Origin of the sequence: Enterobacter sp. MGH 24 (assembly GCF_000493015.1) — a bacterium.
GTDB lineage: Bacteria > Pseudomonadota > Gammaproteobacteria > Enterobacterales > Enterobacteriaceae > Enterobacter.
Genome location: NZ_KI535657.1, coordinates 671644 through 685296 on the forward strand (window position 1 = coordinate 671644; position 13653 = coordinate 685296).

The window sequence follows — 13653 nt, forward strand, 5'->3', positions numbered from 1 at the left end:
CTAGCAATTCGCATTGATTGTCAGTGGCTGTGCAGTCCAAGAAAATCGACAATCTGGGTGAAATGATTCTCAAAGCCCGTGAAAGCATGGTTTCCGCCCTCTTCTATAGTCTGGCGGCAGGAGGCGTAATACGCCACTGCCTGGCGGTAATCCAGCACTTCATCACCCGTCTGTTGCAGCAGCCAGATGAGATCCGGCGCCTCAAGCGGGTCGACCTGCATAACTTTGAGATCGTAAATATGGCGTGACTCTAGCACATATTGCTGGCCGGTGTAGGGGTTCTCGTTTTCGCCAAGAAAGTCCCTCAGCAGCTCAAATGGCCGAACCGCCGGATTAACCACAACGGCAGGCAGCATAAAGCATTGCGAGAGCCAGGTGGCATAGTACCCGCCCAATGATGAGCCAACCACGCCAAAGGATTCACCCCCGTGTTCAAGCACGATCGATTCGAGCATTTCTGCCGCCTCCGCCGGGTAAGGCGGCAGCTGCGGGATAATCATCTCAACGTCGGGGTGATGCTCGCTCAGCCACTGGCGAAACTGTGTCGCTTTTGCGGAGCGCGGCGAGCTGTTGAATCCGTGCAGATAAAGGAGCGTAGACATCAATAGCCTTCTGAAGCGGTATCCGGGCGGAATTTAGCACCGGTCAAACGGCAGACTTCCGTGGTCAGCGTGCCATCGGAATGCAGTTCCAGCCAGCGCCAGCCTGGCGCGATGGTATCCAGCGTAAAGTTGGCGCAGTGCGGCTTAAACTGAACGCAGGTCGACGGCGTCGCCAGCATGCGGCGTCCGTTCCAGTCGAGGTCCTGTTCCTGGTGAATATGTCCACACAGCAGATTTTTCACCCGCGGGAACTTCGTCAGCACGCGATCCAGCGCCGCGGAGTTGCGCAGGCTGTGCTGATCGAGCCAGCTGCAGCCCGCCGGCAGAGGATGATGATGAAGCAATAGCAACGTGTGACGTTCAGGTTCAGCAGCCAGTTTAGTCTCAAGCCAGTCGAGCTGAAACTCGCTTAACTCACCGTGCGGGACGCCAAATACCTGGCTGTCCAGCAGCAGGATCTGCCACTGTTCACCCGCAAAAACACATTTCGCCGGAGAAATCCCCGCATCCTGAAGAGAACTGAACATGGCAGGCTGGAAGTCATGGTTTCCTGGCAGCCAGACGCAAGGCACGCTAAAGCTCGCGATGCCTTCAGCAAAATGCTGGTAGGCCGCGGAGGACTGATCCTGCGCCAGATCGCCCGTTGCGACAATCAGATCGCATGCACGGTTTTCAGCGTGAATGGCGCTAAGTACCGCCTGATAACTCTCCCAGGTGTTGACCCCCAGTAGCGTTTCATGCTTTTCGGCAAAAAGGTGGGTATCGGTGATTTGTAATATCCTGACTGGCGCCCCACCAGCAACAGTCAGGTTCAACAGGCTTTCCAAATGGTGTCCTTAGGTAGGTTTATGACGCTAACAAACCGGAATCGCCATTGCTCCATGTGCTAAACAATATCTTAGCCAGTCGGCTAAAAACTGGTTAATTTGATGCTTTTCGTCGCGTTGATGCAACTTTTTATTCGGGTAATCATACCGCGCCTTGAAGCGAAAGATCTGCTGGCTTGAACACACTTCAGCGACCATCGCGTCGTGATAGAGGCGAACCGTCATCGACGGCAGGCTCCAGTAGCTAATGCTGGGTGCCGTTTGCTCAATCTCAACCAGCGTAGTGTAGCGCGTTGATTCTGTTATCGTTAACCGATACTGCGCGTTGCTCACCTGATAGCTTACCGTTTCGCCGGGTGCGTCGTTTCGCGGCAGCAGGCGGCGCAACTGTGCGAAATTGGTTTCGCACAGGCGCATCATTTCTGGGAAGTCAGGCGTATAGCGCTTCATTTTTTCCACTCGTTTCGTAATGTCTGATAATGCAGCTGTAGCCATTGCAGGGCGATGACAGACGCTGCGTTGTCGATTTTCCCCTCTTCTACCCACTGATAAGCCTGTTCCCGACTCACCACATGAACCCGAATATCTTCGTTTTCATCTGCCAGACCGTGGATCCCTTCCGCCGTCGTGGCGTCCACTTCGCCCACCATAATGGACAAGCGCTCGCTGGTACCGCCCGGGCTTGCCAGATAGCTCAGCACCGGTTTTGTGCGGCCTACCACCAACCCCGCCTCTTCCAGCGCCTCGCGCCGGGCGACGTCTTCAACCGACTCACCTTCTTCGATCATCCCGGCCACCATCTCCAGCAGCCACGGGCTTTCACTGACGTCATAAGCGGCGATGCGGATCTGCTCTACCAGTACAACTTCGTCACGCACTGGGTCAAAGGGTAGCAAGACTGCCGCATGCCCGCGCTCAAAAATTTCGCGCCTGATTTCGCCGCTCATTTCCCCGTTAAACAGGCGATGCCTGAAACGGTAAAGATCCATTGAAAAAAAACCGCTATAAAGCGTTTCTCGTGCAATAATTTCTACATCGTTTTTGGCGAATGTCACGGGCAACTTTTCTGGTTTTTGCATGAGTCGAGTCCTGGTAGCAATGGTGATGAAATTGTGAATTTCAAGGCTGTTTGGCTGCCGTTTGTAAGGCTATATGGTAGATTGGTGCAAATTACCGCCAGATGGCACGTAACGCCAACCTTTTGGTATGGAAGATTCTGTTAGAATCGGCAATTATTTTTTAATTAGATCAGCGCTAATACTGCTTCACAACAAGGAATGCAAATGAAGAAATTGCTCCCCATCCTTATCGGCCTGAGCCTGACGGGCTTCAGTGCAATGAGCCAGGCGGAAAACCTGTTACAGGTTTACCAGCAGGCACGTCTGGGCAACCCTGATTTACGTAAATCAGCGGCCGATCGTGATGCTGCGTTTGAAAAGATTAACGAAGCGCGTAGCCCCTTGCTGCCGCAGTTAGGTTTAGGTGCAGATTACACCTACAGCAACGGTTTCCGCGACGCTAACGGCGTTAACTCCAATGCTACCAGCGCCTCACTGCAATTGACACAGACCCTGTTTGATATGTCCAAATGGCGCGCCCTGACCCTGCAGGAAAAGAGCGCGGGGATCCAGGATGTGACCTATCAGACCGACCAGCAGACGCTGATCCTGAACACCGCCACGGCGTACTTCAACGTGCTGAGCGCGATTGATGCACTCTCCTATACCGAAGCGCAGAAACAGGCAGTTTACCGTCAGTTAGATCAAACGACCCAGCGTTTTAACGTGGGTCTGGTCGCGATTACTGACGTGCAGAACGCCCGTTCACAGTACGACACCGTGCTGGCTAACGAGGTGACCGCGCGTAACAACCTCGATAACGCACTGGAATCCCTGCGTCAGGTCACCGGTAACTACTATCCAGAGCTGGCGTCCCTGAACGTGGACAGCTTTAAAACGGATAAACCACAGGCCGTAAACGCCCTGCTGAAAGAGGCGGAAAACCGCAACCTGACGTTGCTGCAGGCGCGTCTGAGCCAGGACCTGGCCCGCGAACAAATTCGCCAGGCGCAGGACGGCCACCTGCCAACCCTGAGCTTGAGCGCGTCAACCGGTGTCTCTGATACCAGCTATAGCGGCTCTAAAACCAATACGTCCCAGTATGACGACAGCAATATGGGCCAGAACAAAGTGGGCCTGAGCTTCTCCCTGCCGCTGTACCAGGGCGGTCAGGTTAACTCGCAGGTGAAACAGGCGCAGTACAACTTTGTTGGCGCGAGCGAGCAGCTGGAAAGCGCCCACCGCAACGTGGTGCAGACCGTGCGTTCCTCCTTCAACAACGTGAACGCCTCGATCAGCAGCATCAACGCGTATAAACAGGCCGTTGTCTCTGCCCAGAGCTCTCTGGATGCGAACGAAGCGGGCTACTCCGTCGGTACTCGTACCATCGTTGACGTTCTGGACGCGACCACCACGCTGTACAACGCGAAACAGCAGCTCTCCAGCGCGCGTTACCAGTACCTGATTAACCAGCTGAATATCAAGCAGGCGCTGGGTACGCTTAACGAGCAGGATCTGCAAATGCTGAACAGCACGCTGGGCAAACCCGTTTCGACGTCTCCAGACAGCGTCGCGCCGGAGAACCCACAGCAGGTTGCCGCGGTTGATAACTTCAACGCTGACAGCAACACCCCTGCTGCACAGCCTGCTGCCGCACGTACCGCTGCGCCTGCCAGCAAAGGCAATAATCCGTTCCGTAACTAAGCATTGCCCGATGGCGCTTCGCTTATCGGGCCTACTTGATCGTAGGCCGGGTAAGCGCAGCGCCACCCGGCGCAAAATCACATCCGAACGTAAGCCAACGTAAAGATCCCCCTGATTCCGCCCCTCTTCGCTTCATTTTCAACCACTCATCCTCTATCCTGAGCGTTATTACCACTGGGTCCTGGAAGACAAAGATGAAACGGACAAAATCTATAAATCACGCTTCGTTCCGCAAGAGCTGGAACGCGCGTCACCTCACCCCTGTTGCGCTGGCGGTTACGGCTGTCTTTATGCTGGCAGGCTGTGAGAAAAATGACGAAACGGTTTCGCTGTATCAGAACGCGGACGACTGCTCTGCCGCAACCGGCAAAGCCGCCGAATGTAAAACGGCCTACACCAGCGCGCTGAAAGAAGCGGAACGCACCGCGCCGAAATATGCCTCACGCGAAGACTGCGTGGCGGAGTTTGGTGAAGGTCAGTGCCAGCAGGCACCGGCTCAGGCTGGCACCGCACCTGAAAATCAGGCGCAGGCGCAGTCCAGCGGCAGCTTCTGGATGCCGCTGATGGCAGGCTACATGATGGGTCGTCTGATGGGCGGCGGTGCGGGCTACCAGCAGCAGCCGCTGTTTAGCTCGAAAAACCCGGCCAGCCCGGCTTACGGTCAATATACCGATGCCAGCGGCAAAGGCTACGGCGCAGCAACCCCTGGCCGCACCGTGACCGTTCCGAAAACGGCGATGGCGCCAAAGCCAGCAACGACCAGCACCATCACCCGCGGCGGGTTTGGTGAATCTGTGGCGAAGCAGACCAGCATGCAGCGCAGTGCGACAGGCACCTCCTCTACTCGCTCAATGGGCGGCTGATCATGGAACGAGTCAGTATCACCGAGCGCCCGGACTGGCGCGAAAAAGCCACCGAGTACGGTTTTAACTTCCACACCATGTACGGCGAGCCGTACTGGTGTGAAGACGCCTATTACAAGCTTACGCTGGCCCAGGTGGAAAAACTGGAAGAGGTAACGGCCGAGCTGCACCAGATGTGCCTGAAGGTCGTGGAAAAGGTCATCGACAGCGACGAGCTGATGGCAAAGTTCCGCATTCCAAAACACACCTGGAGCTTTGTGCGCCAGTCTTGGAAAACGAATCAGCCTTCGCTTTACTCTCGCCTGGATCTGGCGTGGGACGGCAAAGGTGAACCGAAGCTTCTGGAAAACAACGCCGATACGCCAACCTCCCTGTACGAAGCGGCGTTCTTCCAGTGGATCTGGCTGGAAGACCAGGCCAGTGCCGGAAACCTGCCGGAAGGCAGCGACCAGTTTAACAGCCTGCAGGAAAAGCTGATTGAGCGTTTTGCCGAGCTGCGTGAACAGCATGGCTTCAACCTGCTGCATCTCGCCTGCTGCCGCGACACGGAAGAAGACCGTGGCACGGTTCAGTATCTGCAGGACTGTGCTGCAGAAGCGGAAGTGGCGACCGAGTTCCTCTATATCGAGGATATCGGCCTGGGTGAAAAAGGTCAGTTTACGGATATGCAGGACCAGGTGATCAGCAACCTGTTCAAGCTCTACCCGTGGGAATACATGCTGCGCGAGATGTTCTCCACCAAGCTGGAAGATGCTGGCGTGCGCTGGCTGGAGCCGGCCTGGAAGAGCATTATCTCTAACAAAGCCCTGCTGCCGATGCTGTGGGAGATGTTCCCTAACCACCCGAACCTGCTGCCAGCGTATTTTGCGGAAGATAATTACCCGCAAATGGAGAAGTACGTCGTTAAGCCGATCTTCTCCCGCGAAGGCGCAAACGTCTCGATTATCGAAAACGGTAAGACGCTGGAAGCGGTTGAAGGGCCGTACGGTGAAGAAGGGATGATCGTCCAGGCGTTCTGGCAACTGCCGAAGTTTGGCGACAGCTATACCCTGATTGGCAGCTGGCTCATCAACGATCGGCCGGCCGGGATTGGCATTCGCGAAGATCGCGCGCTGATAACGCAGGATCTGTCACGGTTTTATCCGCATATTTTCGTGGAGTAAGTTCTGCCGGGTGGCGGCTTCGCCTGACCCGGCCTACGGTTTTGTAGGCCTGGTAAGCGTAGCGCCACCGGGCATGTTTTCACCCTACCTGCACCGACAGCATACTCAAACTCCCCATCTCAATACCGTCGACCGGGGTCGTCACCGGCTCCTGACCATCCCACGCACCGAGAACGTACAGCAGCGGCAGAAAGTGCTCCGGCGTCGGGTTAGAGAGCGAACCACCCTCATGATCCAGATAGTTCACCAGCGGATGCGCCTCAGCCGGACCTTGCCACGTCAGGTTGGCTTTGACGTAGTCGTTAAATGAGGTCGCCCACGGGTATGGCGTGTTCTCACCGTGCCAGCGTGCGGTACGCAGGTTATGCACCACGTTACCGCTCGCCACCAGCATGATGCCTTCATCACGCAGGGTTGCCAGCTTGCGGCCCATCTCCAGATGCCAGGCGGCCGGTTTGGTGCTGTCGATGCTCAACTGCACCATTGGGATATCCGCATCAGGATACATTTTAATCAGCACGCCCCACGAGCCATGGTCAAAACCCCAGGCTTCTTTATCCAGCGTTACAGGGACAGGTGCCAGCAAATCTACCAGCTTTTGTGCCAGCTCAGGCGAGCCGGGGGCCGGATAATGCGTGTCGTAAAGCGCCTGCGGGAAGCCGCCAAAATCATGAATGGTTTTAGGCGCTTCCATGGCGGTCACGCCCGTCCCTCGGGTAAACCAGTGCGCAGACACCACCACGATCGCTTTCGGGCGCGGCAACGTCTCGCCCAGTTGACGCCAGGCACGGGTATAGACATTGTCTTCCAGAACGTTCATTGGGCTACCGTGGCCTAAAAACAGGGCTGGCATACGGGAAGAAGTCATGGTGATATCCTTACAGAAGGTGTCAATTTAATGGTGCTACATTACGCGCAATGTGGCAAAGATGAACGCAGATAAGCGTGAAGATCATCATCAGGAAATTTGAATGTAAGGAATGTGTAAAGCCGGGGTTCCCCCCTCGCTTTGCCAGAAATGAATCATTTATATTAATGAGAATCATTATCATAAGGAGCAATGCATGTCAGTCCCCTTGATCCTGACCATACTGGCGGGCGCCGCGACCTTTATCGGTGCACTCCTCGGCGTGCTCGGCCAAAAGCCCTCTAACCGCGTTCTGGCCTTCTCACTGGGCTTTGCTGCCGGGATCATGCTGCTCATCTCCCTGATGGAGATGCTGCCTGCCGCACTGGGCACAGAAGGCATGTCTCCGCTACTGGGTTACGGCATGTTTGTCTTTGGCCTGCTGGGATATTTTGCCCTCGACAGGATGTTACCACACGCGCATCCGCAGGATTTAATGCAGAAGAACGTGGCGTCCATGCCGCGCAATATCAAGCGAACGGCGATACTGTTGACGCTTGGCATCAGCCTGCATAATTTCCCTGAGGGGGTAGCGACTTACGTAACGGCCAGCAGCAATCTTGAGATGGGTTTTGGTATCGCGCTGGCGGTCGCCTTACACAATATTCCTGAAGGACTGGCCGTTGCCGGACCGGTGTATGCCGCCACGGGCTCGAAACGCACCGCGGTGTTCTGGGCGGGTATTTCCGGGATGGCCGAAATTCTTGGAGGCGTGCTGGCGTGGTTAATCCTGGGAAGTCTGGTCTCCCCTGTTTTGATGGCTGCCATTATGGCTGCGGTTGCCGGGATCATGGTTGCGCTCTCCGTCGATGAGCTAATGCCGCTTGCGAAAGAGATCGATCCGAATAACAACCCCAGCTATGGCGTGCTGTGCGGAATGTCGGTCATGGGGTTGAGTCTGGTGTTACTCCAGACGGCGGGAATAGGCTGACAGGATATACACCTTTGGGGCGATGCTTCAAAGGTGTAAGTTTTTATGTCAAGAATCATGCCTGTATAGGAGCGAATAATATTCAGCACTGATTATTTTAATTATTACTCCGTAAAATACACTTACATATAAGTAAAATTATATTTACCGTCACTTTCCCCTGAAGAAAAATAATAACACCCTTCCTTAAACGGCAAACAGCGAAAAAACATTCCAGCGAACAACTTTCAGAAAATACTTACTTCACGCGTTCATTTCTTCATCACCCTACCCTAATTCATCACCTGTATAAATAACAAAAATTTTAATAAAAATGCCCTTTAGTATAACTAAAAGGAACTTCGTTTGTTCTGCATGATAACGTTCTTTTCGCAATACATATTGACGAAGAGTGATCTTCTCATATCGCGCGACTAACCAGCCTGCGTGATGATTCTGGCAAGCAAATTTTTTAATATCGTAAAGGATTATATTTCATGTTGAATAAAACACTGTTAGCTGTTGTCACTACCGCTCTGATGTCTGGCGCCGCGTTCAACGCCTCTGCTGCTGATGCTGGCCACGGTAAAATTGCGTTTGAAGGCATTGTTATCACCGCGCCATGCTCTATCGCTCCGGGCGATGAAAACCAGACCGTCAATCTCGGTGAAGTGGCTGATTCCGCACTGAACGGTGGTAAAACCTCACTGCCGGTAGATGTGCAGATCCACCTGCAGGATTGCACCCTGACAGATGGCACGAACACCATCACAAAAGCCAACGTGACGTTCACCTCTGCCAACGCAGATGCAACCACTAACCTGCTGAAAAACACCGCGGAAGGTAACTACGGCGGCGCCACGAACGTGGGTGTCCGTCTGCTGACTGAAGGCCGCGAAAACGTGGTCATGGGTGTTAAACAGCCGGTTGATCTGGTGGCGGATAATTCTTATCAGGTGCTGAATTTCAAAGCACGCATGGAATCTCCAACCATGACAGCAACCGCCGGTAACGTCACCACGGATGTTAACTACGTGCTGGACTACGAGTAATCGATTAGATAGTGATATTTAAATGGTTCAAGCCGATGAGGGAATCATCGGCTTTTGAATTTTTATTAAAAAAAGGGATTGTATGCGTAACATTCAAAGATCTCATTTCAATAAATTATCCCTTTTCATTAAAAAAACGCTGTCCCCGATTCTGTTCACCGCAATGGTCGTCTCCCCGGTCCATGCGGTTCAATTTAACACCGACATGATCGATGCAGAAGATAAAAACAATGTCGACCTCACCCAGTTTGAAAAGAAGGGTTTCATTCCCGTAGGGCAATATATCGCGCGCGTCGAAATCAATAAAAACAAATTACCTGACAGCTGGTCCTTTGAATGGATCAAAGCGGATAACGAAAGCGGCTCTGAAGTTTGCCTGACGAAAGAGGACTTAACGGCGTTTGGTTTCGCCGACGAGTTTATCCAGCAACTGCATACTATTAATCAGCAGGGCTGTCTTGCGCTCTCCGACAAACCTGAACTGGTCATTCACCTCGACAGAGCTGAGATGGTGGTCTCTATTACCGCACCGCAGGCGTGGATGAAATACCAGGCAAAAAACTGGACACCTCCCGAATTCTGGGACAACGGGGTCGCCGGTTTCATTTTCGATTACAACGTCTACGCCAGCCAGTACGATCCCGACAGCGGCGAAAAAAGTCAGGATATCAGCTCTTACGGCACGCTGGGTTTTAACCTCGGCGCATGGCGTTTACGTTCAGATTATCAGTACGATCGCGCTTACGAAGACGGTAAGTCTATGGGAAGCAACAGCAGCATGGACCGTACTTATCTTTTCAGGCCGATCCCCTCACTCTCATCAAAACTCATCGTAGGGCAGTACGATCTGAATTCCGATATTTTTGATACGTTTCACTTTACCGGGGCGTCTCTGGAAAGTGACGACAATATGTTGCCGCCGGATTTACAGGGTTATGCGCCGCAAATAACCGGCATTGCGCAAACCAACGCAAAAGTGACCGTCACTCAAAACGGGCGCATGGTCTATCAAACCACCGTCGCGCCAGGGCCTTTCAATATTACGGATATTGGCGACACCTTCCAGGGTCAACTGGATGTCACGGTGGAAGAAGAAGACGGGCGTAAAAGTACCTTTCAGGTAGGCGCCTCATCTATTCCTTTTCTCACGCGTAAAGGGCAATTACGCTACAAAACGTCCACCGGGAAACCCACGTCTGTGGGTCACACGGATGTGAATAACCCCCTGTTCTGGACGGGTGAGTTCTCATTCGGCTGGACGGGGAATACCTCCCTGTATGGCGGGGCTTTACTCACTGCCGACGATTATCAGGCGGCTACGACCGGCCTGGGCTTTAACATGAACAGTTTTGGTTCGCTTTCCTTTGACGTGACGCGCGCAGATGCAACGCTGCACAATGAAGACAAAAATGAAAAGCAGAGCGGCTATAGCTACCGTGTTAACTATGCCAAGCGTTTTGAATCAACGGGGAGCCAGGTAACGTTCGCGGGTTATCGTTTCTCAGATAAAGAATACGTCACCATGAGTGAATATCTGACGGCCCGCAGCGGGGATGACTCAACCAGTAACGAGAAAGAGAGCTACGTCCTCTCCTTCAACCAGTATCTTGATTCACTGGCGCTGAATGCGTATATCAACCTGACACGCAATACCTACTGGGACGACAGTGCCAGCACCAATTACACCTTTTCGCTGAGTCGAAACATTGATATTGGGAATTTCAAAGGCATTTCGGCCTCATTATCGGTAGGTAAAACCCAGTGGGACGATCAAGACGAAACGCAATACTATCTCTCATTCACCGTCCCGCTGGAACAAAGCCGCAGCCTCTCCTACAGCATGCAGAAAAACGGCAGTGATAGCATGTCACAAACGTTGTCTTACTATGACTCCTCTGACCGAAACAACACCTGGAATATTTCTGCGTCGGGTGATGAAAGCGACTTCCGCAAGGCTGAACCTGCAATACGCGGGAACTATCAGCACTACTCGCCTTATGGCCGCCTGAACATTAACGGTAGCGTTCAGCCTAATGCCTATAACTCCGTGACCGCTGGCTGGAACGGGTCATTCACGGCCACACGCTACGGTATGGCGCTGCACGATTACAGCAGCGGCAATAACTCACGCATGATGGTGGATGCCGAGGGCATCTCGGGCGTTCCCCTTAGCGATAACAGGACGGTAACGAATGCCATGGGAATTGCCGTCACCAATTCGGTGAGCGACTACACAACGTCTACGGTGCGCGTAGAAAGCAATAAATTGCCCGATGGCGTCGACATTAATAATTCCGTCGTGAATACCACCCTGACGGAAGGGGCCATTGGTTACGCCAGGCTGAATGCAACGAAAGGATATCAGATCCTGGCCGTTATCCGACTGGCTGATGGCCGCTCTCCTCCCTTAGGTGTCAATGTCATTGATATCGCCAGCGGAAGAAACGTGGGTTTAGTGGCTGAAGACGGGTATGTCTATCTCAGCGGTCTTCAGGAAAACAGCAAACTACGTCTGACCTGGGACAAATATAGCTGTGAGATATCACCGCCGAACCAAAGTAATGCCGACAGTAAATCCATTATTTTGCCATGTGAAACAGCACATTAATTCAGGATGAATAAAATGAAACCAACGTTGTTATTAAAAGGGATTGTCGCTCTTCTCGGCGCGTGCTCGGTAGCCCATGCAACAGTATCCCCGGACAGAACGCGTATTATCTTTAACGAAACGGATAAGAGCGTGTCGATAAAATTGACGAACCAAAGTAAAACGACGCCTTATCTGGCTCAGTCCTGGATCGAAGATAAAGAGGGCCGTAAAACGCGCGAATATATGACGCCCCTTCCCCCTTTAATCCGTCTCGATGCAGAGGAACAAAGCCAAATTCGCCTGATGGGCCAGCAAAACCTTGCCCGGCTGCCGGCGGACAGAGAATCACTTTTCTATTACAACATGCGGGAGATCCCGCCGCGCTCCACGCAAAAAAATATCATGCAAATTGCCATGCAAAGCCGCCTCAAGGTGTTCTGGCGTCCTAAAGCTATCGTGCTAAAAGAGGGCCAGGCCGTTCCAATGGATAAGGTGGAGGTTTCTCGCACTGCGACGGGCGTGATGATAAAAAATGGTACCCCGTATCACATCACCATTGGTTACATTGGTATTGACGGTAAAACGTTATTGCAGGGCGCAAAAGGATTTATGGTTGATCCCTTTTCTCAAACCCAGTCAGAGATAAAAAACCTCCCTGGGACGTTCCAGATTGGCTACATCGGCGATTACGGGGGTTTAAACAACTTCAGGATCAGCTGTACCTCGGTACAGCCAGTGTGCCATAGCGAATCAGTGAAGAAGGGATCATCATGAAAAATATTGTTTCGCTATCATGCTTATTGCTGCTGTTATGCTCATTTTCCTCCTGGGCGGTAGACTGTTATCAAAATACTAAAGGTGGTGCATTATCTTACACCGCCAACTTACCCAGCTTTACGGTTCCGTCAAATGCGGTAATTGGAAGTAAAATATGGGAAAGTTCTGACGTCAATATTACGGTTTATTGTGATAATGCAGCGGGCTGGACCAAAACGAATCAAACAGAAGATGTTTTCGCCTGGATAAAACTCTCGGCCGTCAATAACGCTGACGTGTTAAATAACCCCTATTTTACCTTCGGCGTAACCTATAATGGTGTGGACCATGAGATGACCGATGAAGGGATTGATACCGGCGCCTGTCTGGATAAATTCGAACAATATTACGATGGCATCTGGCACAACCCGGTCTGTAATGGTTCAACCTTACAGAAAGACATCACGTTCCCATCCCGCTTTCGTTTATATGTCAAACTCAAAGCTTTCCCGACCGATCCTGATACCGTTTATGATTTCGGCAGTATCAACGTCCTGCAATTTGATGGTCAGGGCGGGGCCAACCTTGCCAAAAATGCAAAAAACTTGCGTTACAATATCGACGGTCTCGACCACGTTCATTTCCTGGACTGCGGCGTGGACATACAAATATTCCCGGAAAACCAGACGGTAGATTTTGGCCAGGTCAATAACATCGACGTTATGACACAAAAAGCGCCCTTTAGCGTGTCGACGATACGCGATGCCACGGCGGCATGTTCACAGCAGTTTGACGTCACCATGAGTTTTAACACTGACGACCTGTACGACACCAGCCATGTCGATATGGGAAACGGGTTGCTCATGCAGATCCGCGATGAAACGTTAGGGGAAGATCTGTTAATGAACACCTATTACCCCTTTGCAACGTATTACCCGAACGGGGGAGTCTCGACGGTTACCCATAATTACATGGCTAAGCTAACCAAAAATCCCAACCGGGAAATTGACGTTGGCCCATTCAGTAAAGATGTAGTGCTGAAGATAAACTATCAGTAACGCCCAGCAAAGACCGGGGCTCCTCCGGTCTTTGTTGGGTAGTATTTTTATTGTGCAATTAATGGCATGCTATAGGCATTAGCGAAAATCCCATACCTAATCAAGCAATACTCTGGAGAAATACGGTCTATTCTTTTTCATCCTCCCCTCGTTGTAGAGACAT

13 protein-coding genes are annotated in these 13653 nt (G+C 52.3%); 8 read left to right on the plus strand and 5 right to left on the minus strand.

The window, feature by feature from the left end; genetic code table 11:
* Positions 1-20 precede the first annotated feature (20 nt).
* From yqiA to nudF, 4 genes are read right to left on the minus strand one after another with little or no spacing between them, the layout of a single operon-like run.
* On the minus strand, positions 21-602 hold the full coding sequence (gene yqiA, locus L370_RS18595; protein WP_023333427.1) for an esterase YqiA: 582 nt from the start codon (positions 600-602) through the stop codon (positions 21-23).
* A complete protein-coding gene (cpdA, locus tag L370_RS18590) occupies positions 602-1429 on the minus strand; it encodes a 3',5'-cyclic-AMP phosphodiesterase (protein WP_023333428.1) in 828 nt (275 codons plus the stop codon). Before cpdA ends, yqiA begins: the two co-directional genes overlap by 1 nt.
* A gap of 27 nt (positions 1430-1456) precedes the next feature.
* Positions 1457-1879 (minus strand): DUF1249 family protein, encoded by a 423-nt coding sequence (locus L370_RS18585; RefSeq protein WP_003862516.1) that lies wholly within the window; start codon positions 1877-1879, stop codon positions 1457-1459.
* Positions 1876-2508 (minus strand): ADP-ribose diphosphatase, encoded by a 633-nt coding sequence (nudF, locus tag L370_RS18580; protein WP_023333429.1) that lies wholly within the window; start codon positions 2506-2508, stop codon positions 1876-1878. The genes L370_RS18585 and nudF overlap by 4 nt, the downstream gene beginning before the upstream one ends.
* Before the next feature lie 204 nt (positions 2509-2712).
* Here nudF and tolC point away from each other — a divergent pair, with 204 nt between their 5' ends.
* The 3 genes from tolC to L370_RS18565 all read left to right on the plus strand — a co-directional run bounded on the left by tolC (position 2713) and on the right by L370_RS18565 (position 6217).
* The gene (gene tolC / locus L370_RS18575; protein ID WP_023333430.1) at positions 2713-4191 is read left to right on the plus strand and encodes an outer membrane channel protein TolC; all 1479 of its coding nucleotides are present in this window, start codon (positions 2713-2715) and stop codon (positions 4189-4191) included.
* 194 nt (positions 4192-4385) lie between these two features.
* Positions 4386-5054 (plus strand): DUF1190 family protein, encoded by a 669-nt coding sequence (locus L370_RS18570; RefSeq protein WP_023309204.1) that lies wholly within the window; start codon positions 4386-4388, stop codon positions 5052-5054.
* A 2-nt stretch (positions 5055-5056) separates the two neighbouring features.
* Positions 5057-6217 carry a glutathionylspermidine synthase family protein gene (locus L370_RS18565; RefSeq protein WP_023333431.1) on the plus strand — a complete coding sequence of 387 codons (1161 nt, stop codon included), beginning with the start codon at positions 5057-5059 and terminating at the stop codon, positions 6215-6217.
* A gap of 79 nt (positions 6218-6296) precedes the next feature.
* On the opposite strand, the gene ygiD is transcribed toward L370_RS18565, so the two are convergent.
* Positions 6297-7085, minus strand: coding sequence for a 4,5-DOPA-extradiol-dioxygenase (gene ygiD, locus L370_RS18560; RefSeq protein ID WP_023333432.1), 789 nt, complete (start codon positions 7083-7085; stop codon positions 6297-6299).
* A gap of 196 nt (positions 7086-7281) precedes the next feature.
* Between ygiD and zupT the strand changes: the two genes are divergently transcribed.
* From zupT to L370_RS18535, 5 genes are all read left to right on the plus strand, one after another.
* Positions 7282-8055, plus strand: coding sequence for a zinc transporter ZupT (gene zupT, locus L370_RS18555; protein ID WP_023333433.1), 774 nt, complete (start codon positions 7282-7284; stop codon positions 8053-8055).
* Positions 8056-8531: 476 nt separating this feature from the next.
* Positions 8532-9086, plus strand: a complete 555-nt coding sequence (locus L370_RS18550) for a fimbrial-like protein (protein ID WP_023333434.1) — start codon at positions 8532-8534, stop codon at positions 9084-9086.
* Between the two features lie 82 nt (positions 9087-9168).
* Entirely contained in the window at positions 9169-11694 is a 2526-nt protein-coding gene (locus tag L370_RS18545; RefSeq protein ID WP_023333435.1) for a fimbria/pilus outer membrane usher protein, read from the plus strand.
* A 15-nt stretch (positions 11695-11709) separates the two neighbouring features.
* The gene (locus L370_RS18540; RefSeq protein ID WP_023333436.1) at positions 11710-12450 is read left to right on the plus strand and encodes a fimbrial biogenesis chaperone; all 741 of its coding nucleotides are present in this window, start codon (positions 11710-11712) and stop codon (positions 12448-12450) included.
* Positions 12447-13490 (plus strand): type 1 fimbrial protein, encoded by a 1044-nt coding sequence (locus L370_RS18535; protein WP_023333437.1) that lies wholly within the window; start codon positions 12447-12449, stop codon positions 13488-13490. Before L370_RS18540 ends, L370_RS18535 begins: the two co-directional genes overlap by 4 nt.
* Positions 13491-13653 lie beyond the last annotated feature (163 nt).

Bases quoted from the DNA above. Each gene is read 5' to 3' on its own strand.
- yqiA (WP_023333427.1), bottom strand. From the start codon at position 602: ATGTCTACGCTCCTTTATCTGCACGGATTCAACAGCTCGCCGCGCTCC.
- L370_RS18585 (WP_003862516.1), bottom strand. From the start codon at position 1,879: ATGAAGCGCTATACGCCTGACTTCCCAGAAATGATGCGCCTGTGCGAA.
- nudF (WP_023333429.1), bottom strand. From the start codon at position 2,508: ATGCAAAAACCAGAAAAGTTGCCCGTGACATTCGCCAAAAACGATGTA.
- tolC (WP_023333430.1), top strand. From the start codon at position 2,713: ATGAAGAAATTGCTCCCCATCCTTATCGGCCTGAGCCTGACGGGCTTC.
- L370_RS18570 (WP_023309204.1), top strand. From the start codon at position 4,386: ATGAAACGGACAAAATCTATAAATCACGCTTCGTTCCGCAAGAGCTGG.
- L370_RS18565 (WP_023333431.1), top strand. From the start codon at position 5,057: ATGGAACGAGTCAGTATCACCGAGCGCCCGGACTGGCGCGAAAAAGCC.
- ygiD (WP_023333432.1), bottom strand. From the start codon at position 7,085: ATGACTTCTTCCCGTATGCCAGCCCTGTTTTTAGGCCACGGTAGCCCA.
- zupT (WP_023333433.1), top strand. From the start codon at position 7,282: ATGTCAGTCCCCTTGATCCTGACCATACTGGCGGGCGCCGCGACCTTT.
- L370_RS18550 (WP_023333434.1), top strand. From the start codon at position 8,532: ATGTTGAATAAAACACTGTTAGCTGTTGTCACTACCGCTCTGATGTCT.
- L370_RS18545 (WP_023333435.1), top strand. From the start codon at position 9,169: ATGCGTAACATTCAAAGATCTCATTTCAATAAATTATCCCTTTTCATT.
- L370_RS18540 (WP_023333436.1), top strand. From the start codon at position 11,710: ATGAAACCAACGTTGTTATTAAAAGGGATTGTCGCTCTTCTCGGCGCG.
- L370_RS18535 (WP_023333437.1), top strand. From the start codon at position 12,447: ATGAAAAATATTGTTTCGCTATCATGCTTATTGCTGCTGTTATGCTCA.